14 protein-coding genes and 2 tRNA genes are annotated in these 25,006 nt (G+C 45.2%); 10 read left to right on the top strand and 6 right to left on the bottom strand.

The features are described 5' to 3' along the window. Positions 1–17: 17 nt before the first annotated feature. A complete protein-coding gene (locus tag JFC05_RS07280; RefSeq protein ID WP_198336389.1) occupies positions 18–812 on the top strand; it encodes an ABC transporter ATP-binding protein in 795 nt (264 codons plus the stop codon). A 91-nt stretch (positions 813–903) separates the two neighbouring features. On the opposite strand, the gene JFC05_RS07275 is transcribed toward JFC05_RS07280, so the two are convergent. Together JFC05_RS07275 and JFC05_RS07270 are read right to left on the bottom strand one after the other, a co-directional pair. Beyond that, the gene (locus JFC05_RS07275) at positions 904–1,581 is read right to left on the bottom strand and encodes a response regulator transcription factor (protein ID WP_198336388.1); all 678 of its coding nucleotides are present in this window, start codon (positions 1,579–1,581) and stop codon (positions 904–906) included. Positions 1,582–1,728: 147 nt separating this feature from the next. After that, on the bottom strand, positions 1,729–3,819 hold the full coding sequence (locus JFC05_RS07270) for a PhnD/SsuA/transferrin family substrate-binding protein (protein ID WP_198336387.1): 2,091 nt from the start codon (positions 3,817–3,819) through the stop codon (positions 1,729–1,731). 199 nt (positions 3,820–4,018) lie between these two features. Here JFC05_RS07270 and JFC05_RS07265 point away from each other — a divergent pair, with 199 nt between their 5' ends. The 9 genes from JFC05_RS07265 to JFC05_RS07230 all read left to right on the top strand — a co-directional run bounded on the left by JFC05_RS07265 (position 4,019) and on the right by JFC05_RS07230 (position 14,700). Continuing rightward, positions 4,019–5,404 carry a cytochrome c gene (locus JFC05_RS07265; protein ID WP_227697459.1) on the top strand — a complete coding sequence of 462 codons (1,386 nt, stop codon included), beginning with the start codon at positions 4,019–4,021 and terminating at the stop codon, positions 5,402–5,404. Beyond that, on the top strand, positions 5,401–6,324 hold the full coding sequence (locus tag JFC05_RS07260) for a c-type cytochrome (protein ID WP_198336385.1): 924 nt from the start codon (positions 5,401–5,403) through the stop codon (positions 6,322–6,324). Before JFC05_RS07265 ends, JFC05_RS07260 begins: the two co-directional genes overlap by 4 nt. Before the next feature lie 197 nt (positions 6,325–6,521). Further along, positions 6,522–8,852: an FdhF/YdeP family oxidoreductase gene (locus JFC05_RS07255; RefSeq protein ID WP_198336384.1), complete on the top strand. Its 2,331-nt coding sequence runs from the start codon at positions 6,522–6,524 to the stop codon at positions 8,850–8,852. A 90-nt stretch (positions 8,853–8,942) separates the two neighbouring features. Further along, positions 8,943–9,902 carry a formate dehydrogenase accessory sulfurtransferase FdhD gene (locus tag JFC05_RS07250; RefSeq protein ID WP_227697458.1) on the top strand — a complete coding sequence of 320 codons (960 nt, stop codon included), beginning with the start codon at positions 8,943–8,945 and terminating at the stop codon, positions 9,900–9,902. 912 nt (positions 9,903–10,814) lie between these two features. After that, complete coding sequence (locus tag JFC05_RS07245; protein ID WP_244658171.1) at positions 10,815–12,482, top strand: sodium:solute symporter family protein; 1,668 nt, start codon at positions 10,815–10,817, stop codon at positions 12,480–12,482. A 94-nt stretch (positions 12,483–12,576) separates the two neighbouring features. Continuing rightward, positions 12,577–12,711 carry a putative transporter small subunit gene (locus JFC05_RS12775; protein WP_208855952.1) on the top strand — a complete coding sequence of 45 codons (135 nt, stop codon included), beginning with the start codon at positions 12,577–12,579 and terminating at the stop codon, positions 12,709–12,711. Between the two features lie 177 nt (positions 12,712–12,888). Beyond that, a tRNA-Cys gene (locus tag JFC05_RS07240) sits at positions 12,889–12,962 on the top strand. A 126-nt stretch (positions 12,963–13,088) separates the two neighbouring features. After that, positions 13,089–13,175 (top strand) — tRNA-Leu (locus JFC05_RS07235). Positions 13,176–13,338: 163 nt separating this feature from the next. Continuing rightward, positions 13,339–14,700: a tyrosine-type recombinase/integrase gene (locus tag JFC05_RS07230; protein WP_198336382.1), complete on the top strand. Its 1,362-nt coding sequence runs from the start codon at positions 13,339–13,341 to the stop codon at positions 14,698–14,700. Positions 14,701–14,770: 70 nt separating this feature from the next. Here the strand turns inward: JFC05_RS07230 and pglZ are convergent, their stop codons facing one another. Genes pglZ through JFC05_RS07210 form a run of 4 tightly spaced genes read right to left on the bottom strand, consistent with a single transcriptional unit; the run spans position 14,771 to position 24,999 of the window. Next, a complete protein-coding gene (gene pglZ, locus JFC05_RS07225; RefSeq protein WP_198336381.1) occupies positions 14,771–17,275 on the bottom strand; it encodes a BREX-1 system phosphatase PglZ type A in 2,505 nt (834 codons plus the stop codon). Then, complete coding sequence (gene pglX, locus JFC05_RS07220) at positions 17,272–20,766, bottom strand: BREX-1 system adenine-specific DNA-methyltransferase PglX (protein ID WP_198336380.1); 3,495 nt, start codon at positions 20,764–20,766, stop codon at positions 17,272–17,274. Before pglX ends, pglZ begins: the two co-directional genes overlap by 4 nt. Next, positions 20,766–24,371 carry a BREX system P-loop protein BrxC gene (brxC, locus tag JFC05_RS07215; protein ID WP_198336379.1) on the bottom strand — a complete coding sequence of 1,202 codons (3,606 nt, stop codon included), beginning with the start codon at positions 24,369–24,371 and terminating at the stop codon, positions 20,766–20,768. The genes pglX and brxC overlap by 1 nt, the downstream gene beginning before the upstream one ends. A gap of 16 nt (positions 24,372–24,387) precedes the next feature. Further along, a complete protein-coding gene (locus tag JFC05_RS07210) occupies positions 24,388–24,999 on the bottom strand; it encodes a DUF1788 domain-containing protein (protein ID WP_198336378.1) in 612 nt (203 codons plus the stop codon). Positions 25,000–25,006 lie beyond the last annotated feature (7 nt).

Here is a 25,006-nt window from a genome sequence, read left to right as displayed (position 1 = left end):
AATAAGGAATAACGACTATGATGCAAGCCACAGATTTGCGGTTAACCTTTAACCCAGGCACCCCTATCGAAAATCCGGCGCTACGCGGCATCAATCTCAACATTGCAGATGGTGAGTTTGTGACGGTGATTGGTACCAATGGTGCTGGTAAATCCACGTTTTTGAATACTGTCAGTGGTACCACACGTGTCGATAGTGGCTCAATCTTACTTAATGGTATTGATGTCACCAAAAAAACCGCGCATCAGCGCGCGCACTGGGTCGCTCGCGTGTTTCAAGACCCGATGGCGGGCACCTGCGAGGCGCTCACTATCGAAGAAAACATGGCACTGGCGTACAAACGTGGCGGCAAGCGTGGGTTGAGCTTTGCCTTAAACCAAAATAACCGTGATTTGTTTCGCGAAAAGCTGTCCGTACTTAAACTGGGATTAGAAAACCGCTTAACTGACCGCATGGGATTGCTATCAGGCGGGCAACGTCAGGCAGTTAGCCTCCTGATGGCCTCGCTCCAGCCTTCCAAAATCTTATTACTAGATGAGCATACGGCCGCACTTGACCCGAAGACAGCGGCGTTTGTCTTGGAGCTGACTGATAAGATCGTCACAGACAATAGCCTTACGACGATGATGGTCACCCACTCTATGCAGCAGGCGCTGGCGCACGGCACGCGTACGGTGATGCTACATCAAGGCCAAGTGGTCTTAGATGTTGCAGGAGACACTCGTCGCGGCATGACCGTCCATGACCTGCTCGATATGTTCGAGCAAACCCGTGGTGAAAAGGTCGAAGATGATAGCCTGATTTTAAGTTAAGTCATTGATATTATGCACAGTGCTTATTTAAAAACAGGTCCCAGATAGCTGGTAAATAGACCGAAAAATGAGTCACCAGTAAGGACATGCCCTAAGGGTCAAGCAGCACCAGCTTTTGAATCAGTTCACTGACATGCTGCGCTTGCATCTTTTTCATCACTTGTGAGCGGTGCACCTCGACTGTGCGCACGGCAATATCTAAGTGGTCGGCGATGACTTTATTGATATTACCTTGTAGCAGCTCATCGGCTACCAGCTTTTCTTTATCCGTCAGCTGAGCATACAGTTTGCGAATCTCGTACAGTTTGGCACGCTTGATGGTTAATGCTTGCGCCTGTGCCAATGCTTGCTGTAGACGCTGACTGCCTATGGGTTTTTCTAGATAATCGGCCGCGCCCTGTTTGAGCATATTTACCGCATCCGCAATTTCGCCATTACCTGTCAAAGCGATGATCGCCATAGGGCTATCATGATTATTCAGATACGCCTGTAGCGCCTGCCCGCTCATCTCCGGCATCATCAAATCACTGATGATGACAGCGGGACGATAGATATCTACCTGCTGCAAAAACGCTAACGCACTCGGCCATCCTTGCGCTTGCATTCCCAAGCTCCCAAGTAAAAACTCACAAGAGAGGCGCACGCTTTCTTCATCGTCGATGATATGGACGACAATGGGCTCGGCGCTGGTTTTTGGTACATGGTCGGACGATATCATAGGCATATCTTGACCGTGCTCAGAGATGTGTGTCAAAGGGGAGAAAATCATATAAACCTTTTTGGCCCAATTGAGTGATGATAAATGATGGTGTTTTTAAATGTAGGTTGCGCAGCATCGAAGGCATGCAGCACGTACGTAAAACTTATACCCATCACGCTTCATAATTTATAACCGTTTTCTGTTCAACTGGCTATATTACTGCCCGTTCTTTCTATCAAGTACAGATAGCGGCAAATAAAAAGAGACTTGCGCGCCTATCGTATTTGCTGGCGGCTGGCCTAGATGCGTGGGTAGCGACTGCAGTTTACCCTGTAAGGTACGCCGAAAGCGATAGGTCTGAGCGTTTGCCACAGGATATTTATCGAGCTCTGCGGCTACTTCGATATTACTTAGCGCTATCTGTGCCTCTATGGACTTACACAGTCGCTGACAAATCATCAGACCCAGCCCCAGACCATCCGCTTTGCTCGACTGTGCGGCATAATATCCAGATGCAGCGTCCTGCTGATGGGACTGAGCCAGTTGCCGCGTATCAAACCCTCCTGCGTCGTCACTGACATGCAGCGCCAGCCACTTTTTGTCATCGCGGCTATCTATCTGACAGCGTAACGAGATACTTGTCGCACCTTGCTGGGCGGCATTGCTCATGGTATTGATGAGCAGTTGATCTAAGAGCAGATGCGGCAGGGTCACGCCTTTATAGTCAGTTATCAGCCAAAAATCGATACCGCTCGCTTTATCACCCAATAATAAAACACACTGCCGATAGGTCGCTATGATGTCGACCCTCACGTCATCGGTGGCGCTCCGCTGCGAGCGTCCCGCCCAGCTGCGGATATTATTGACGACCGCCGCGACACGTTTGGTCTCATAGACGATCTGCTCTAAGGCATTTTGTGTCATTTTATTATTTGGCTCTTTATTATTTGTCTCTGTCTTATGCTGATGCCGTATCAGCAATCCTTGTGCATAGTTTTGAATAGTTGCCAGCGGCTGATTGATTTCATGGGCGATAGCACCACTCATCTCACCAATGACCGCAAAACGCTCTGATTGGCGCAGCTGCTCATCATAGTCACGAATGAGACGGTTTTGCCTCAGTATTTTTTGGCGGCGACGCCAAGCCAGCCAGCTCATCCAGCCATAGTTGATGGTCGATATCAGAATAATAAACACCAGCACGCCGACTCCCAGCCGATGCGCTTGTATCCAGTCGAGCAAATGAGCGCTGAGCGGTTTTTGGGCTGGATGACGCTGCATCTCATATAAGACACGCTCAGCCTCCATACTAGACTCTGGAGGCAGCCAGCGCAGCCCTGCCGTAGACATTGGCTCTGTTGGTGGCGGGGCAAATACCTGCTGACTGACTTGCCGTACCAATGCCGCAGGTGCTTGCTCAGTGGCGGCCAGCGTCCAGTTGGGATAGATCGCTGTAGAAGACTGGCAGTTTGATGCGGTCGCGACTGGATGCAGTAGACGATATTGTTTGGCATGTATTTTCCCTTGCCGCGTCATCTCCTCCATCAAGCATAGCGGCACGATGGCAGCATCGACCCTGCCATGGGCCAAAGCCTGCAAACTCCGCTCAATCGGATAGCCGGTGAACTGTACGTGATAATGACTGGGCGTGATGCCGTTTTGCTGTAATAAATGCGCGCCCAGCAAATATCCACCAAACGCATCGGCATCGACTGCGGCCACCGTACGGCGCTGTAAATCTGACAAACGATATATGTCGCTATCGGCTGCCACCCATAAAGCACTGGCTACCGCTTCCATCGCGCTGGGCTGTTGCTGCGCTATCGGCTCAGGTATTTGGCGAAACTGCTGAGCCAAGCTAACCGTCGCTTGCGATGCACGTTGGGTGAGCGTATGTGCCCGAAAGCCTTGCACCTTATCATCGACCGACAGCGCCTGCTCAGACAAAACTGTCGGTGCCTGCAACGTAGCCAGCCAGCGCCATTTGGTGGTATTCATTTTTATAAACTGGACTTGCGGACCCAGCACAAATGCAAACTGTTTGGCTTGTATTTGCTGTTGCCAGTTTTCTAATGCCAACGGCACTAATACCACCGTGTCCTCGGCGAGCTGCCGATTGATATCATCTAGCCATGGCTGCCAGCGATCTTGCGCGGCTCTCTCACCTTGCGGCGCCAGCACGCCCAAATAATACGTCTGCGCAAATGCTGTCGCGACACCTACCCCACTATATAACGTCATCACAAGCAGCAAAACAGCGCCAACAGACGCATGCCACGTCGCCTTATTTTTAGAGCCTTTGTACATCGTGCTCACTTCCCACTGGACCTATCAGTCGATATTATAAACCAAAACCCCAATTATAATGTGGTTTTCCACAATATCGCCATTGCCGCGCCTGCCATATACTCAATCATCATAGTATAACCTTTAAATCGTCATGTGCACCGTATGCAATCCTAGGGCACGGTGTGCTGGACACAGCTATCTTATGGAGGGTGGACGGATGAAAAATAAAAAGTGGCCACTGATTATCTTGATCGTCGGTATTATCGGGCTGGTCATTGCCTTTATTATTGGACAATTACTGCCAAATATGCGCACCAGCACGAGCAATATCGAGGTCGATATCACCGACCCGGCCTTAATAAAAAAAGGCGCGTACATCGCCCGTACCGCAGACTGTGTCGCTTGTCATACGACGCTTGACGGCGAGACTTATGCAGGCGGTCTACCGATGCTGACGCCACTTGGGGCGATTTACTCAACCAACATCACCCCCGACAAAGACACGGGCATTGGCAATTATAGTTTTGATGATTTCAAAAATGCGGTCAAACACGGGGTGCGCCGTGATAACAAAGCCTTGTATCCTGCGATGCCCTACCCGTCTTATCAGCTGATGCCAGATGAGGACGTGGCCGCGATGTATGCGTTTTTTATGTCTGACGTCAAACCCGTTCAGCAAGCCAACCTAAAAAACGAGCTACCACCAGTGGCCAATTGGCGCTGGCCCTTAGCCTACTGGCAGGTGTTATTTGATCGTAAGCGTGAATTTGTCCCTGAGACGGACGATGCGCTCTTGACCCGTGGTCAGTACTTAATCGAAGGCCCTGGACATTGCGGCTCTTGTCACACTAGCCGCGGTATCGGCTTTCAAGAGGTCGCGCTCAGTAACGCGGACTCCAACAAATATCTAAGCGGCGCGGTCATTGATGGCTGGCGTGCCAAAAGCATACGCGGCGAGCATCGCGGACTTGGCACGTGGACAGTGGCAGAGTTAAACGACTTCTTTAAGACTGGCCGTACCGACACCACTGCCGCCTTTGGTGCCATGGCGGAAGTGGTCGAGCACAGCACCCAATACATGACTGACGACGATATCAACGCCATGTCGTCCTACCTCAAAACCCTAAGCCCTGCACCAAACAAAGAAGAAACCCTGCCGAATAAAGCAGACACCACCACACAAAAACTGTTAGATGGCAACTATGACTCACGCGGCGCAACCCTCTACGCAGAGTATTGTCAAGTTTGCCACCGCGCCGATGGTCAAGGTGTGGCGCGTATCTTCCCCGCCCTTGATGGTAATAGCGCGGTGTATTCTAAAAACGCGGACTCCGTCTTACAAATCACCTTAAGCGGCGGCCGGATGCCCAAGACCCCTTATGATCGTATGGCATTTACCATGCCTGAGTTTTCTAACTTAAGTGATGCGGATGTGGCCGAGGTGGTCAACTATGTCCGCAACAGCTGGACCAACCAAGCGCCCAAAATCGACGTCAATGACGTGGTAAAAATGCGCGCTTTTCTCGCCAAAAAACCAAAAACCAGTACCGATATCGCCCCAGACCTAAGCATTGACGCTGCAGAAAAAGGAGCAAACCAATGACCCATTTACTATTTACATTGCCGCGCGCTGCGGTTTATGCCATCTTAGGTGTCATCAGTATAAGCACTGTCAGCGGCTGCTCCAATCCTGCCCCTGCTGAGCGCAATGCACCTGAATTTAACACGGTCACAGCCGACGATGCCAACGAAGATATCGGCACATATATCCTACCGCAAGACACTGCCATCTTATATGAGCCAAATGCTGAGGAAATATTTTATGGCAAGCGGCTCCTTAACGAAACCAAGCGCCTGCTACCAGAGCACGTCGGCGCGCAGATGAACTGTAATAGCTGCCATATATCACAAGGCAAAGTCCCGCTTGGCGACCCCTATATCAACAGCTATAACACCTACCCACGAGTGATGCCGCGTGCTGGCAAAGAAATCGATCTAGAAGCCCGTATCAACGGCTGTTTTCAGCGCTCAATGAATGGCAAACCCTTAGACCGTGAGTCACCTGAGATGCAGGCGATGATGGCTTATATGAAATGGCTGTCACAAAACACGCCAAAAGAGCACAAAGTCGATATCAAAAACGCAGGCGCAGTCGATACCTCATTGACACCGGACCCTATACGCGGCGAGCAAATCTATCAGGCACAATGCGCGACTTGCCATGGCGACAATGGCGAAGGGCTCAAAGACAGTCGCGGTGACATCGTCTTTCCGCCATTATGGGGCGATGAGTCCTTTAATATCGGCGCAGGCATGGCTCGCACCTATAAAGCTGCCGCCTTTATTAAATACAACATGCCCATGGGCATTCAGACCAAAGGGCTATGGGGCCACGGCAATGTCCTAAGCGATCAAGATGCTGTCGACGTGGCGCATTTTTTTACCCATCAGCCGCGCCCTGATTTTGCAGGCAAGGTCAATGACTGGCCCAGTGGTAAAAAACCCAAAGACGCGCGCTACTGATCGTCCTAAACGCGGTATTCTCCGTGGTTGTCTTTAGCTGTTGATAAAACCACTCTAACAAAGCAGACCTTTAAGAAAACGCGCTTTTCTTAAAGGTTTTTTGTTATCTATGGTTACTACTGCTACACACGGTACAGCGGGCATTATATAGTGATGAGATACCACCATTATGCCGCCATTTATCGATGAGGTCTGTCATGCGCAAAATTCCTGTTTACTCCCACCCTGCTGCAGGTTGGCCTGCGCTGATCTCATCGACTCAAAAACTGATGGACTATCAGACATTTTTGCGAGGCAGTCTTAGTGTCCTAAAAAGCAATCAACCTCAGAGCGGATTTGACTGCCCTGGCTGTGCATGGCCTGACCATAAATCACACAAGACCATTGATGTCTGTGAGAACGGAATCAAGGTCATTGCCAGTGAGACCATGACACACAAAGCAGACGCTGATTTTTTTGCAAGGCATACCGTGACCGAGTTACAAGGATGGTCTGGCTATGAGCTTGAACATAGTGGTCGTTTGTCAGAACCGATGTACTATGATGCCGCACAAGATCGCTACGTCCCTATTCCTTGGGAAGCGGCTTATGGCCTAATCGCTGAGCAGCTAGGACAGCTTGACTCACCCAATGAAGCACTATTTTATACCTCAGGGCGCGTGACCAACGAGCCAGCCTTCTTATATCAGTTATTTGTACGTTGTTTTGGCACTAATAATTTGCCTGATTGCTCAAATATGTGTCATGAACCCACATCGGTTATGCTCAGTAAGCAATTAGGTATCGGTAAAGCCACGGTCATGCTAGAGGACTTTGAGCAGGCCAAGCTGATATTGATGTTTGGACAAAATCCAGCGACCAATCACCCGCGCATGCTTGAAATGCTCGCTCACGCCCATGAGCAAGGGTGCCGCATCATCTCGATTAATCCGATGCGCGAGCAAGGCTTGAGTAGATTTAGAAATCCGCAAAAGCCCACGCATATGGCAGCAGGTCAAAGTGATGATATGGTCGATGATGTCATTCAAATTCAAATCGGCGGTGATGCAGCGCTGCTAACGGGTATTGCCAAATGGCTGATTGAGAATAATAAAATTAATACCGATTTTATTACAACGCATACCTCAGGGTTCGAGCCATTAAAACAATGGCTGACCGAGCAATCATGGACGGATATCGAGCAAGGCTGCGGTATCGCTCAGACAGAGATTATCAGGCTTGCTAAGTTGGTCGCCGATAGTCCAGCGACCATTTGCACATGGGGCATGGGTATCACTCAGCATGTACAAGGCGATGACAATGTAGCGATGATTACCAATCTATTATTATTGATGGGTATGATCGGCATTGGGGGCGCAGGCGCGTCTCCTGTGCGTGGACACTCTAACGTACAAGGCGATCGCACCATGGGTATCCATGAGCGCCCAGCGCAAAAGCTACTCGATAGCCTAGCACGCGTCTTTAAGCGCCCAATGCCGCAAGCAGCAGGCTTTGATGTGGTGACAGGCGCCAAAGCCCTTATCGAAGGTAAATTAAAAGTATTTATGGGTATGGGCGGTAACTATGCCGTGGCAGCCCCTGATACCAGCGCTATCGAGCACGCACTCACCACCACACAGCTCAATATATTTGTCGGCACCAAGCTCAATGAAACCATGCTCTACCCCGGGGCGCACAACCTAATACTGCCTTGTCTGGGTCGTACTGAGCGTATCCTGACAACAAAAGGTGAGCAGTTTGCCACCATTGAAGACTCCATGTGTCAGATTGTCCCAACGCAAGGCACCCTAACACCAGTCAGCGACGCACTCAAATCTGAGGCGCAGATCGTCGCCGATATCGCCACGCATGTGCTCAAGACTGATACCGACATTCCTTGGCAGGCGATGAGTGCCGACTTCGATCTCATTCGCGACTATATCGCCCAAGCGATTGACGGCTTTGAGAACTTCAACACGCGCATTCGGGCAGCCGAGCGCGGTTTTCATTTATACCATCCAGCGCGCCACCGCGTATGGAATACAGACAGTGGTAAAGCACAGTTTATCGTGCCGCAATACCCCATCACTTATGTCGCTGCCCAAATGGCGGATACACATGACATTGATCATGAGGACACAACGCAAAAGGTTTGGCAATTGACCAGTGTACGTAGTCACGATCAATTTAACACCATGATTTTTGGCTATAACGATCGCTATCGCCAGACCAACCGCCGCGACGTGCTATTTATGCATCCAGACGAGATGAGCCGCCTAGGCTGGCAAAAAGGAGATCAGGTGATGGTATCGCGGCACGCCAGCAGCTCAAGCCACACAGCGCATAAAAACAAGCCGCGCGTACTAGGGCCGCTCATATTGACTGAGATGGATATCGCCGCCAATGCCGTCGCCGCTTATTATCCTGAATGTAACGACCTGTTTGATTTGGATACCCATGCGCCAGACTCGCACATACCTGCCTACAAATCGACGACCGTGATCTTAGAGCGTGTGAATACAAGTGTTCAGACAGCCGAACCTGTATAAGTGGTGATGATCACTGAAAGTAATTTTGAGCAAAGTGAGTCCTCTAGCAAAATGGCTATGATGGCAGAGACAACTGAAACTAGAGTGATTATGACTGAGATATCTGAGGATAATGATAATGGCGCAGCCGAGACAATGCTCGCTCGCAAACATTTAGCGCAGAAGCATTATTACCCATCGGATAAGGCTCATGGAGCCGATATACCTCAAAGCTGTATTGAGTCTCAAACCACCAGTTTGGCAGTGGAAGCAGCTGTCGCTATTGTTATCAATGGGATTCATTATGCGGTACTGATGGCCAGCCCTCATCAGTTAGAGTATTTGGCGGTTGGGTTCTTATTTAGCGAGGGCTTGATTCAGCACAGTCATGAGTTGCTTGATTGGGAAGTAACTCACCTTACGGATATTGCCAGCTACCAAAAGTTTGCTCAATCCTTAAACGATGGGGATCTTGAATCCGCTTCCATTGAACAACGCTTAGAGCAATTTCAAGATTATGATATCTATGTCGTAGAGCTAGTGCTAAACCAGCGCTGCCATCAGCGCATCCAAGCCCAAAAGCGCCAACTGGCGGGACGAACGGGCTGCGGTATGTGCGGCATCACTGGCCTGACACAAGCCCTACCTGATTTGAGCGCTTATACGCAAGATAGCCAACCAATTCAGGCAGCCTGCCCGCGTCTGGATTATCTATTGGATATGCGCCAGCAAATCACTGCCATGCAGCATACCCATCAACTGACAGGGGCGGTACACGCTGCAGCGACCCTGCATGACGAGCAGCTGTATTTGTTTGAAGATGTTGGCCGCCACAACGCGCTAGACAAACTGATTGGCTGGCAGCTGCGCAACAAGCGAGAGGCAGACTGTGTGCTGATGACCTCACGCTTGTCTATCGAGCTGGTACAAAAATCGATTCGGGGGCGTATCCCTTGGCTCGTTGGCATGTCTGCGCCCACCAGTACGGCCGTACGGGTCGCCCAGCGCTATGGTTTGGGGCTGGCTGGGTTTTTGCGTGACAATAGAGTCACCTACTACACTGGCATTTGATGAGTATTGCCTAACCACATTTTCTAAATCCTGTCGTTATCACCGATTCGTTTACTTTGATACCCTCACATTGATCATTCAATACTGCCACCATTCAATACGTTAGCCTTATTGACACCCTCACAAACACCTTTTCATAAACCCCATTTGTCAATGCCATTTTTCTTGAGGTCTGCCTCTGCCTTTTGGTCATTTATGAGAGATAACTGACTGATAGATTTGAGCTTCACGGCAGAATAGGGTACCCTTAGCGCACGAGTATGTTACACATAGTTAACATAGCTGTAGTTTTATTTATAAATACCGAGCCTATGGTGCGACGCATCAGGGCTGTAGCGTGTTTGATACTTAACTACAGGTAATGCGTCAATTACCTAATCATGGGCAAAAATTCGCTCATGCTTGGGTGTATTTCAGCCGGCTATACATAATATTAGCCGATAAAGCTGTCTACACTTAGCACCGTCATTAGCAGATGGCTGAGTGCTTATCCATAATTTTGCTGTAGATACCTGCCTTGTCAGCACTCTATAGCAGCCAGCTACTATCAAGTATGACCACTTGACAGCGTGATGGACTATCCATCAACAGACGCATGCTGGTGACTGCCCTGCGATTTTTGTGAGACGTGGCTCACTGTTGCATGTGATTTTTTCAAATGACGTACAACAGTGAGTGACCGGCATGATGTCAATGGGCAGTTGTCATTTACAGGTTGCAGGATTTACTCTTAAAACACCAAGTGCGCCAGCGCGCTGCATTTGGGTCGGCGCTTACCGTTTTTTATGACGGTCAATTGTTAGCACTGTGTGATGCCTCTACATAAGCATTTTATGGGCTTTATTATATTCTTAACAGTTTTGGATAAAGTTATACTATTAAACTTTTATTTATGTAAAATAATCGCGAGGTATGAATTTGAAAACTGAGTCACTGTTCCAATTTTCATCGTTAACCATTATTTTATTGTTGTTAGCGTTTTATGGCGGCACGTATTTGTTGTCATTGCTGATCAAAAAAGACAAAGAAACCACTTCAGGATTTATGGTGGCAGGCCACGGCGTCGGCTTTGGCATGGGTGCTGCTAGTATGACCGCTACTTGGATTTGGGCGGCATCGTTTTATGCGGCGGCGACCTCTGGCTACAAGTATGGCGTGTCAGGGCCGATACATTACGGCTTTTGGGGCGCGCTGATGATCTTATTCATCTATCCTTTTGGTATGCGCTTTCGTGAGCTTGCACCCGATGGTCATACCTTAGGTGAGCTTATCCACGCCCGCCATGGCTCATCAAGCCAATTAATTTTAGCCATATCCAACCTTATGGGCAGCTTAATTAGCTTGATGGTCAACTTTACTGCAGCTGGGGCGTTGGTGTCGGTATTATCGCCATTATCGTTTCAGACGGGGGTCATGATTGCAGGTATCGGGGTGCTAAGCTACACCCTAACCTCAGGGTTTCGTGCTTCCGTCTTTACAGACTTTGCGCAATTGGTCGCTTTGATGGCCATCGGTATTGTCATTATTCCAGCGGTACTGTTTGCGATGGGTGGGCCACAAGTCATGGTCGATGGCCTCTCTAACCTCACGCTTGAACAGCAGGATTTCTTTTCATCCGAAGCGTTTTTTCAGCAAGGAGCGCCCTATTTTGTCGCTGTACTTGCTTATGCGATTGGTAACCAAACCATCACGCAGCGCTTGTTTGCGATCGATAAGACTAAGATTAAACAGACCTTTATTACCGCCACGGTCGGCTATGCTGGTATCGTCATCGGTCTTGGTATGATCGGATTGATGGCTTTGACCATCGGTATCGAGCCGCTAAATGGCGATATGAATAATCTGATTCCGCAAATGGTCAGCACTTACTTGCACCCTGTATTTATCGCCTTGTTCTTTATTTTGGTCATTGGCTCACTATCATCAACAGCCGACTCAGATTTGTCGGCCTTATCGACCATTATGATGGCGGATGTGTATGGCAAAAACATTGCCAAAGGCCGCGTCAAGCCTAAAACGATGATGCTCGTTGGTCGTAGCACGATGATTATCGCCACCGCTGCCGGACTGATCTTTGCCAGCTTTAAGCTAGATATTTTGGTGATGTTGGTCTTTGTAGGGGCGCTGTGGGGCGCGATTGTTTTTCCGGTCATCGCCAGTGTGTTTTGGAACCGCGTGACCAATACCGCCTTTACCTCGGCGGTCATCATCGGCCTGCTGCTATTCTGTGTGGTACGCTTTGAGCTGCTACCGATGACAGGCTTTACTGCCCTTTTCTTTGAAATACTGGCCAGTGTGGGCGCCGCAGTCGTGATTGGACTGATGGTCTTTGGCTTTTTGGGTCGTAAAATCGGCATGATGGCGGCAGCGCTCACGCTGGTACTGATGCTCATTTTTGCCACAGGCTTCTTACGTCAGTACATGGTACTACTGGCCTCACTAACGGCCTATGGTGCCAGCACCATCGTTTGTATCATCGTTAGCCTCATGGGTGATGAACACTTTGATTTTGCTTTAATCAATCAACGTGTCGGCGATTATGATAAAAAAGCCAAGGCATCGACCTCTGAGCTTTCATAAACACAGGTAGCGAGCACCGCTTGCGGGTTTGGCAGTTGGTCAATATGTGACCGGCTGCACAGGCAACCCTTCATAAATACTATAAGGAGATATCATGGACAACGTCTTTATCTACGGCTTATATATTTTAATTTGGCCAGCCATTACGCTCGGCGTGCTGGTATTGATTTGTACCGCGACTTATCGCGACATCAAACGAGCCAAACGTAATAACGAAGAGATATTATAAAAGTATATACTCAATGATCAGTACTCTCATCAGTGAGTCCGGCTCGCTGATGAGCCTGAATACGCAAAAAACTCATAAAAAAGCACTAAAATCAGCACAAGTGAGCATATAAGCTATTTTTAGCCAAAAAATGACTTGTAATTTAAATTATTTTTGCTAATATAGTCCACCTTGATTGGCTGGATGGCAGAGTGGTCATGCAGCGGACTGCAACTCCGTTAACGCCGGTTCGATTCCGACTCCAGCCTCCAATTATTTATTAACGTCATGTTAATTTTGGCTTGCATTATCAGCATAACCGCTTATAATAGCGACCACTTATCTTACCAACGAAAAGCACTATCAACGCTTTTTAATGTATAGATAACACAAGTTTTGCCCGGGTGGTGAAATTGGTAGACACAAGGGATTTAAAATCCCTCGCTCTAACGAGCGTGCCGGTTCAAGTCCGGCTCCGGGTACCATTACATAGTCCTATACTATCTTATAGAACAGCTAAAGCCCCTGATATCAGGGGCTTTGTTGTATCTGGCGTTCTATACTGTCCTGCTCTATCTATCCTAATCCATGCATCTGATGTACACTACTATGTACACTGGTTTTTAAATGTACATTGGGGTATCAGTTATGGCAGCACGCAAACCTATTAGCTCTGATCGCAGTATCAGCAGTCATAAAGCCGATGACAAAGAATACCTAGTCTCTGTCAAAAACTACCCCATGCTGTATCTCATGGTCAGACCTAACGGCACTAAGTCTTGGGTTTATCGCTACTTGTCTCCTACTCATTCAAAAAATAAACGTATATCGCTTGGTGTTTATCCAAACGTCTCGTTCGCTCGTGCCTGTGAAATCTGGCGTGACTATGAAGAGCTCTTGAGCCGTAACATTGACCCTAAAGATCACCGTGAAGAATTAAAGAATAGTGTTATTAGTAAAACTAAAAACTCTTTTAATCATTTTGCTTGGGAATATTTTGATAGCTTAGATCAAACGCAAAAGAGCAATACACTTATTCGCAAAAGAGGTCGGCTTGAGCTGATTTGTTCCTACATTGGTGATGAGCCAATTAGTGAGATCAGCTCGCCTAAAATGCTTGAAGTACTATTAGACATCCAAGCCAACTCATTAAATAAAGCCGGCAAGCCCACAGATAAGGCTGAGCGCTGTGCAGGTATCGCTAGTGATGTATTCGTCTATGCGGGTGCGCGTGGCTTTTGTAGCAGCAATCCTGCGGCATTAATTAAAAGCCAATTGGCTAAGTCGAGCTATGGTCATCGTCCAGCCATCACTAAGCCTAAAGATTTAGCTAAGCTACTACGTGATATCGAGACTATAGAAGGTGATCCAAATACTATCAACTCCCTTAGGCTATTAGCATTACTCTTTGTGCGTAATGGTGATCTACGCCGTATGCGCTGGGCTGACTTAGATCTAGAGGCTGGTAGGTGGCGGTTAAAGCCTTTAAAAGGCCAAGGTAAGGTAAACATGGTCAAGGACATGGTCGTGCCCCTACCTCGTCAAGCAGTAGCTATTTTACGCGCGCAGCAGCAAATCAATGGTCATACTAAGTTTGTCTTCTACAGTGAGACAGCAAAAAAGCATCAGATCATCTCTGATGCGACAGCGAATAAGCGTTTAAAAGATTTGGGCTACAAAAACATTCATTGTGCTCACGGCTTTAGAGCCACAGCGAAAACCATCCTACAAGAGCAATTAAAGTATCCTCTCGTGCTGGTTGAGATGGCTTTGGGTCATACAACCAAAGATCCTAATGGTACGGCATATGGTCGATTTGAGTACATTGATGATCGTAGTGATATGATGCAGAAGTGGGCTGACTATTTAGACGCGCTTAGAGACGGTAAAGATACTGCTAAGTTTAAGGCGGATACCAAAGATACAGCTGAGCCTAATGCCCAGCTGCAAGCGTTGATTGCTCAGCTGGGAGAGGATCAGGTATTAGCTATGTTGAAGAGTAAAGCTTGAGCTACTAATTTTTAAATAAATTGAAACATATAATATTACCTAAAAACACTTTAGCAAAGTGTTGGCTGCGTTAAAAATCAAAATCGCTAGTGAATGAACGCCTTACTGTGTATCTAAGCGTTTTGTATTCTTTATAGTGCGAAGTGCTTCCGACTCTTTCTTCTAGCTTTAAAATGACTTCTTGTCCATTGACTTCATCAATTTTACGGGTCAGTATCAAACTGACTTGCTGCTCTCTTTCCCGAGGGTTTTCTGAACGTAGATCAAAAGTCATCTCATAACTGTCTGAGATAAGCTCTCCTGCTTCAGTATAAATACCTACTCTTAGTACGCGAGGTAGCGTCTTTTCTGTTACAGGTGAGCTCTGGTACATACTGACGCTCAGCTCTTCTGTAGTAATTAAAGAGTTCGCGCCGCGTAAGATATCCACTTCAACCGCTGTGGTATCGCTCTGTCTGCTTTTATTGATGCTAATTACAGGGACAACCACCTCTTGCAATGATGCGCCACCATGTACAAAACGGCTTCCTGAGCCACTAAGTCTCAAACGGTTAATAGACTTAGGAATTTGCACTTCTACTTGACCGTCCAAACCAAGCATTTCAGAGCTGAATTTGTGTAACCCTGATGACTCCTCCAACCCTTTACCCAGTATAAATCTGCGATCTTTATATAAGATTTCTTTGCCTTTTACTTCAGCACCTGAAAAATCGCTCTGATCTATCTTACGGTTTTGATAAATAAATCCATGATCAGCTGTGATTAATATATTATTAGCATTGGCATTGGTTAGTTTCTTAATCACTTTAATCAGGTCATGCAATGCTTTTTCGGCAGCTTCAAAGGCCTCTCCCTCAGAGTGCATTTTATCGCCAGTATGATCTATTCGATTGTGATAAATATAAATAACATCATTGGCTTTTAACAACTCTCGACTACCCTCTCTATCAAGCTGCATAAAAGCATCTGCTGTAATGGCATCTCCTCGATCTTGCAATGCTGCTTTAAGTATTCTACTTCTACAGGTCGTTTTTTGAGAGCTTTTCCCATTAACAAGGACCATGCTTTTGTCCTTCTCCTTATCTGCAATGGATAAGGTGTCATTAGGTAGCAAGGCTGCCATTCCAAGTTGGGTATAGCTTGGCAACATGGATAGCATAGGTTCTAGATCGGCATTGTAGCGATCTTCTTGACGAATCAAGCTGACCAGCTCGTCTGCTATCTCATATCTCATTGCATCTGAAATAATGACGTATATTTTATTATTGTTCTCTAAGTATGGTTTAACCCAATGCTTAAAAAAATCATCTTGTCTCACTGCGACTGACGTATTCCATTGTGGTGCTGATTCAACAAACTCTTGAAAGCGATTCCCTAGCCCTAGTAAGTAGACATTAGAGTATAAATTTTCTACCTTATCATTAAGATCTTTTAGAAGTGTCACTTTTCCAGACGTAAGCTTGTGGTAGATAAACTTACGGTAGAGTTGATCAAGCTTATACCAAGATTGGGTATAGCGCTCTATGCCTTGATCTAGGCTATTCATATCGATCTCAACGTGGTTGAAGATAGATATGAACCGTGCAGCGTTATCAAGTGCCTGATAAGTATGTTGGAATTCAGAATACCAGTGACTCTGGCGACGTTGTCGAACCCAAACAGCAATTTGCTCAGCGGTAAAGTCACTCTCTAATACCGCACGAGCTAAGGCACTGATTATTTTTTCGTCGATTGATCTAAAGTAATCAGTTTCGATTAACTGCTTAAAATCACGATTGTTTAAATCATTTTCTATATCAAGGTAATCAGCAAAACGATCGGATAGTGTCTCAAAGCTGGCTTGATGGGGTTTACTGTCTTTCCAACGCTTCAAAAATACAAGCGCATCACTGGTCAGCTTGACCTGACCACCAGTTACCATGGCATAGCTGGACTTAAATAACTCAATGGCAAAATCAAGAATACTTGGTTCAGCAGACTTATAACCATAGTAGCGACTCATCTGTTCCCAAAAAAACTCATCAAGACCGCACCGACTTATCAGCTTAATCTTGTCATCTTTTTCATAAGCCAAATCCTGCAATAGACTCTCAACAATAGAATCCATTTTAGGCTCGCTTTTAGCACATACTGCTAGCATTTTAAGCTGCATCGTACCCGAGCTATCATTAGGGGCTATCAGCTTACTCAAAGCCTCTTTACGGCTCTTGGCCTGAAAAAACTCCTTATGATATTTTAGCACCTCTGCAAATTCGATACCTAAAGACAGCTCCGACAACCAAATAGCGGTCTGATCCGTACGGAATTCACCGTGTGCCAGTTGTACATCCAATAGCCAATTATCCAACTGTGCCGGTTGAGCGCCAGTATGATAGAGTAAAAACTTCTGGTTAGGCTGCTCACGCAATATCTTATATTTAACGCCAAACTCATTATTGTTTAGTACTATTTTCTCGATACCATCTAGCGTTAGGCTGTCAAAGTCATCGCGCAGCTCTTGCTTGGTGTCGTACCAAAAGACAATTCGATGACGCTCGAACAGCCTTTGTAATGAGTTTATAATACGATCATTCATGAACTAAGTCCTGTCACTTTCTTTAGTGCCTTGCCGAATTTAGGATAGTTGACCTTGACGCCATCATCTAGGTCGATCTCTACTTGCTGGGTCGCTAGCGGATAAAGTACGTCGCGTTCATACTCTTCCATCTCAGTAATCATTTTAGTAATTTTATCGAGCTGTTTTAATGCCTTGGTTTTTTCGCCTTGGGTTTGATCACTGCTAATGTTAATCGCGTTAAGCTGATCTTTATAGGCATTGAGCTTGGTGCGGAACTCACGCAAGTAATCGTTCAGCACAACGCTTACTGTGTCAGGTTGATAGCGATGCATGTAAATAAGGGCATTGAAGCTACCGCTTGAGAATAGCCAATATATAGGCCGTTTTTTATAACGCTTTACATGATCGTTATAAAAGTCTTTTAAGAAGTAATCACGGATATCACGCGGTTTATCGTTCTTACCCAGTGCCAGCTCGATGAATTGCATGTTGCTCTCGTACTGCTCTTCACCAAACGCTACCTTGATAAATTTACGGAAGCGCTCAACGATATCATCGCTAAACCAGCCATCATCTAAGATAGGGATCACGTTGTTTTTATCAGGGGTAAAGCTTGGCTCTGGTATCTGTTCAAGATACTGATTAATTGTATCGCCTTGATTGGCAAGTATTAGCCCAGGCTTATCTAAGCTATAGCGGCCAAACATACAGCCAACGGCATACGAGATCAGCTCACGCATGGTATCGGCTAGCAATAAGGCTTCTAGCTCATCGCCCGTCTTATCATCACCGTAACGGTAATGAGGATTGCAGGTTAGAGTGATTTCTTTTAGTGAAACTTCTGGGGTTAGCTCATCTTGAAGACCGTAAGCATCAATAAAAATGCGATTATTCTCTTCTTCTAAGCGCTGCATGTTATTGGTCATTTTTTGCCAATGCATGCGTAGCTGTTGATAAGTCTCTTTAAGTGCTGGCTTGCGGTGTTGTTTATCTAGCAGTGGTAAAGTGGTAAAGTCCCATGAGTCTTCGTATGAATCCCAGTCTTGCTTAGAAACATCATATAGCCTTTTATAAAGCTGCTCAGCTTGATTCTCTACTTTAATAAAAGGAATCTTTTTCAATACTTGCGGTGTCACGTTTAAAGTGGGGTTAAGTGACTTTATAAATACGTTAGATACTTTAGAATTAAGAAAACCCATAGCACTCTGAAGGTCATTTTCTTCCTCAGAAAACATGGCTAAGCCAGCTGAATCAAAAGAAAAACCTTCTGGATAGTATCTAAAGCTTAAAGTAGAATTAGCTGATGTTATTTTTGACCAACCCACATGTTTCCTAAAATAGAATTCCTTACCGTCGTGTCTAAACCCAGCATTTTTTTCCATACTTTGGATATGCTTTTTTGAATACTTAAGCACATAATCCCAATTACCTATCCATTTCCTAAACTCACCTCCTTTGTTATGAGGTGTATAGACATAAGGATTAGCTGGATCTATACGCATGCAAAGGGCACTAACTTCAGGCCAAAATAATATAAACTCAGCATTTTTACCTGTGGATATGCCCGCTTTGAACTTGAATGTACTGTCAAAACTTGGCTTGGTGACAAATAAGTTTCTAACATAAGAGCTAACCCAATAGGAAATTGGCATTCCCGTTACTTTCTGAAAGCTTTTTGCTGAAGTAGTATGTCTTGATACATGCCCTGAACTTTTAACAGATTCAATTAACATATCTCTTTTCTCAAGTTCCGAAACACCGCTGACTAAGCGTAGATATGTTCCTTCAAAATCTTGATTATTTAGATTTTCTAAAACAAAAGCAGTGGTTTGAACCTTTTCACCACTAATGCTATCAAACGCGCGTGGTCCTAAATGAGCCATTGATAATATCGTACTATATTCTAAAATATATTCACGTAACTGTTCATAAGAAGGTAAGAACATCCAACTATGCATAGTTATCATAGCAACTAAACCTTGCTTTGGTACTAAAGCAAGACTTCTTTCGATGAACATGGCAAACAAGTCAGACTTACTGTTAGGATATTCTTTATTTGCCCAAGCTCCTAATTCCGGATTCATTCCCCCACTACCCATATAAGGTGGGTTAGCTACAACTACACGATAACGTGGACTTAAATAATCTACCTGCTTCAACAGCTTAAGCACTTTCTGATGAGTACCGCCTAGGAAAAGCTGCCCTGACACGTCAGCTGCATGTAACCGCTCTAAAATCTCAGTTACATCTGTAAGCACTGGTCTTATCAAAGAGCCAAAGTTACTCACCTCATCAAACTGGCGCAGTGTTTTCTCTAAGTCAGCTGTAAATAGATCACGACCGATAAAGTCCATATACTCATCTAGCTCATCATCGTCAAAACTGATTGGCTCAAGCACACAGATGTTTGGGCGGATACCCGTACTAAAGAAGCGACGATGGCGCGCGCGTGCTTTCATAGTCAATGCAAACGCCGCGAGCTCACCTGCTCGCTCATCGATCTCAATACCATAAAGGTTATGAGTGAGAATAAGCGTCGGTATCTCAACCGCATCGTAGCCTTGCTCTTCATAAATGGCGTATAGCAAATCAAAGGCATAAGTTAGCATATGACCTGAGCCACACGCTGGATCACATATTTTTAGATCTTTTGGACTCGCTACTTTTAGGTAGTCTGTATCATCATTGTCTTCAGAAGGCTTTATGTAGTACTCCATATGGTCAGCCAGCTTAGACTCAGGATGATTCAATAACCATAATCGGCCAAGCGAGTTTTCTACCAAATAGCGTACGATCCAGTGTGGCGTGAATAGCTGGGTCGCGGCTGGGATATTCTCTGGCGTGACCTTTTTATTTTTTTTAAGTCCAGCAAAGACATCGTCTTTTTTATCTGAGATATAAAACTGATATAACCAGCCGATGACCTCAACGTCTTCACACGCCTCCTCTGGCATCGCGTCACGCATATCAGCCAATACTGAGCTGCTTGATAGTAGATCATCGGGCATCAACAATTCTGTATAGTCGTCAATGCGCTGAAATAAGAACGGCATAGACTCATGCCATTGATTACAGTATGCCACGAGCAGCAGACGATACACTTCCGCTTCTGGATTACGGCTGGGCGCTTTACCGTTTAGGAGATTAAGTATCTGCTCACGGCTTTCTTCCGGTACAACCTTATCATCTAGATCGCCTGATTTAGCTAACGCCAGTACTTCAGGCTGAATATCGCCTGTAGCAGGAGATACCACAAGCCTTCTGTTATAACGGTTCATATCCATAAAGCGCAATGCGCAGAATCGATTGAACCAAATATAAGCGATACGCTCAATGACTTCTTGCTCAGATTGCTGACGGATAAGATCCTCTAGCTTTTTGACCGCAATAGGGTTTTCACGTCTGGCTAGGCTCTCCTCCCCCAGTACAAAGTTAAGCTTGGTTGCTACTTGTTCGATCAAGGTAGTACGTGCTGTCTGAGCAAATTTTTTGAGTTTAGTCGTTTCCATTAGATGAAGATCCTTTTACCTTTACTTATTTCGCTGAGCAATGCCTCACTCATCGCTTCTAGATAACGCTCTACATCGGTCTCGTCCTCTATCCAAGCTCGAATATAATCTATTCTGATTTCGTTTAACTTAATAAGATTATTTTCAGGCTCACTTACCTGTTTAGGTTCAGATAGCGCTGACGCTTGTGATTGGTCTTTATCACTCTTATCACCATTGTCAGTGCTTACCTTCGTAGGTACTGGCGCTGGCTTAGGCGTTGCCATTACTACCATTTTTTGCAATATCGTTGCATAGCCCTTGTCTTCAAAGTAACGCAATCTATCATTAATAACGGCAATCAGCTTCTCTTCATTCACCTTATCAATCAATTGTGTATAAGGGGCATCAAGTTCTGCCTGTCTGATATCGGGAAGCTTTTTATACTCATCCATCTCTTGCATACGCGACTGCATTTGTTTAAGCGTTTCAATCGATTGGCTACGGTATTGCTGTAGCGCCCCATCGACCTTATCTTTCAAGCTGCCTAATAGCACTTTCACTTGTTGGATTTTACTGCCCTTATATATAGAGGTATCGTTTAGACTGGCCTCAAGCACTCTCACCTGTTCTCTTTCGATATAATCAAAGTTCGCTGACTGCTTTTCTAAGAAGTTTTTAGCCTCATCGTAGATGCCTTTTTGTGGGCTATTTATAAACCTACGGATTGGATCTAGCACCTGCTCTTTTAAATCCAAAAGCTCATCTTCAGTATCTGGATCTAGCTCAGTTAAGTACCATGTGTAAGGCTCCTTCACTATCGTTTTGATACTCCCGATAGCAGGTTCTAACGTGGCTAAAAAAGGATAGGTTTTTGAATCTGCCAACCAACTTTCAAGATCTTTGAGCATTGCTTTAAACGTGTCAATCGTCTCATTACCTAATGCTTTTGCTTCAGTATGGCTAGGAGGCTTATCAAAAAAATCCTCATAAAACTCTTTTAATTGACGAACTTGTGACGCAGTAAATTCAACTTGTGGCTCTAATACTAAATTGCTTTGTTGCTTACTATTGACTAGAGCGCGAGCAAGCTCGCTATCCTCTAATAAATTGCCATCCATACGTACTTCGACCTTGCCATTTGCACATAGCTTAGCTAATGTCGCTAGTACTGCTGCATAAGACCACCCATAAGGCTTCGCTTCAAACTGAGTCAATAAACCTTTTACCGTAGTGCGTATGGCTGATTTGGTATTCCTTTGAATAAAAGCCAATACCTCTCGCTCTGGCTCAGCTAGTGCCAAAGCATCGTCACCTAGCAAGTCTTGTTGTGAGGTATCAAGAATATTGACAACGTCATTTTCTGTATACGCCATATCACGCAGCATACGCAAATTAGGGTACGCTCGGGAGACCAGTTCATGAAACCCTTTTTCAATGCGCTGTTGGGCTTCCTCTGTATTAATATCAATCTCTATACCTGCTACCAGTAGCTTAGCTTGTCCTATAAGAGTTTTTACTCGCTGTAGCAGCTCAACTTCACGTTTGGTATTCTGTTGTCTTTTCTCGCTTAAGATACGTTTTACGGTTTCTTGCTGCGCAATAGAGTATTGTTGTTTGACATATTTCTCTGTACGCTTGTACATCGTTATGTCACTCATTAAGCGCGAATCAGCTGGCAACACCACAAATAACTCATCACTAGAGAAATTTGATTTATTAGACATCATCTCATCATTTTCAGCGTGTTCATAAAATGGACTGATAATATTGATACCAATTTCATATTCACGGCCATATAACTTATCATCAAGCTTCCTTGAAAAAGCATAGTCCTGCCCCTGACTGCCTGACCCGCCTGTACTGTAGCGAATTTTTCGAGTTTTTATAATTTGATCAAAAATTATACTTTCAAGCTCATTAGCAACATCCGCAGATTCCACTTCTGTATTCTTGATTTCTTGTTCAATATCTTTTTCTTCATCAGTGAGATATTCATATATCTCCCCTGTACGCTGCACGTAAGTCTGATCTTCTAGTAGATTGAGCGCCTCTTCTACGCGCTGGCGCAATGCAGTGACATCCTCGTCAAAACTGCTAAGCATCAAAACACAGATATTACGAATGGTTGCTTTGAAGCCATCGACATATTTGACCAAAAATAATGCTTTTAGTACTTGCACTGCAAACTTATTATCTAGATGGGTTTCTGCATTGATAACTGCACGCTGGATATTTGACTTCAAGGCGGTACGAATACCCTCAAACATCAGATCAAAAGTTGCTAGCTGACCTATGTCATGATCACTTACTTTGATCGCTACCTGCTGAAACACACCTAACATAGAACGCTCACCCACTGAGCTATGCTTACCTTCAAAAGCATTGTGTGATGACAGATCAGCGATGGCTGACTGAAACAAGCTAAACTGATAAGGAATGAAAGGATAGCTGTTTATGAAATGTGCTTCATTCTGAAAGTTTTGATACGTTTGTGAGCCATCAGCAAAGTCAAATAAGGTTTTAAAGTTATTTGACTGATTGGCATAAACATTAGAGAGCAGCTGAGCGCCTTCATCAGTTTTGACTAAAAGACGCTTTTGAATGACCTCTGCTACGTTTGCACTGGTAAGCTTCATGCGGTTGGCAAAACGTGCTTGGATTTTTGAGAAGTCATTACTTTGTTGTTTGCCCATCTCACCGACGACAGTGCCCATATCCTCTTGAGCCGTCACGATAATCCAAGATCGACCCCGAGACTTAGTCGCCAAGCTTTCAGCGATAGTTTGCAAGTTAGTCATGAGCTTGACGTTTTCGGCAATATATTGGCCTACCTCATCGACAAAGAAATTCAGTCTAAACTCATCATACCCATGCTCTTTGATTTGGCGTTCAATATAGTCATCAACTTGTGCTGCAAAATCCTCAATTGAGACATGGTAGTCACTACGATATTTATCCAAAATCCCTGTTACTGAAGATTCGTCTGTTTGTGTAATTTGACTATAAGCTTGGGCTATACTTTTTGATTCAAATAATGACTGCTCTCGCCCTGTTGTCCATGGTTTATTTGCTATGGATTGATAAACTTCTTTAAAGCTATCATAGAGACCGCGACTATCGAGATCACGCTCAAACTGAGCGATATAGCCTTGTTTACCGTAGTATCCACACATCTCATCGAAGACTTTAACAAAGACTGACAATAAAGCATCAACCTCTGTTTTACTGATAACGTCCGCTTTTTGATCAATATTGAATAGTATGCTTTTTGAAGGGATTGACACTGCCTTTTGAAGGCCAGTACTCAATAATTGATTGTCATCACATTTAGGTAAAAACAGCTCAAGCGCTGACGCATTGTCGATCTTTCTATTCTCAAGCAGCAGCGCCAACATTTTTAATAAGTGCGACTTACCCGAGCCGAAGAATCCAGATAGCCAAACACCATTTGCAACCTGATAATCATTGTAAGCGTCAAAAAAAGAGATTAGACGATCTTCAACCTCATCAGTTAATACATATTCTTCTAACTCTAAACGCAGGCTAGCTTCATCATCAGCCTTGATCACACCTTCGATTGGGCGGTTTACTGGTTTTTGGAAAATACTTTTTAAAGCGGTCATGCCTACCTCATTATAATTATACTTCGCAGTGATAAATGTTAAATGCCCGATAATACTTGTCGTCGTGCAACCTACCAAACAAATCAAGCGATGCACCAGACTCTAAAGAATGAGTATAGGCACCTGGGAAAAAGATAACCGTTGGCTTATCTTTTGCGGTACTTTGCAAGTTGTTTAAAACGTTATGTGAGCGTATATAGGGAAAAACCTCCCCAACACCTGACAGAAACAAAACATCATAGTCCGTATCACCTAACGTCTTAGCAATAGCTGGAGCCAGATGAGACTCAGGATCTAAGACTCCCTGAAGCAGCTCTTTGAGCTGTTCTTTTGCAATTTCTGACTCCATCTCTAATATTTGCTCAAAAATCTCACGTTCTTTGAGTAGCTCTATAGATAGGTCATATAGATTAATACTTAATACATTGACGCCCTGATTTCTCAACTGCTTGGTGAGCTGATCTTCAAGGCGTAGCATCTCATTTACTTCTTCTGGTCTGAATGGACATATGAAGAATGGAACTTCATTACCTAGACCTTGCATTTTAAGAAAGCGTTCGCTTGAAATCACAGCGAGAAGATGATCGTAACTTTGCTTATCACATGAATTTATATCGCTTGTAGCCATGGTGACA

It is taken from the genome of Psychrobacter celer (genome assembly GCF_016107555.1).
GTDB classification, from domain to species: domain Bacteria; phylum Pseudomonadota; class Gammaproteobacteria; order Pseudomonadales; family Moraxellaceae; genus Psychrobacter; species Psychrobacter celer.
The sequence above is the reverse complement of the archived record's forward strand: the minus strand, read 5'-3'. Positions and strand labels throughout refer to the sequence as shown.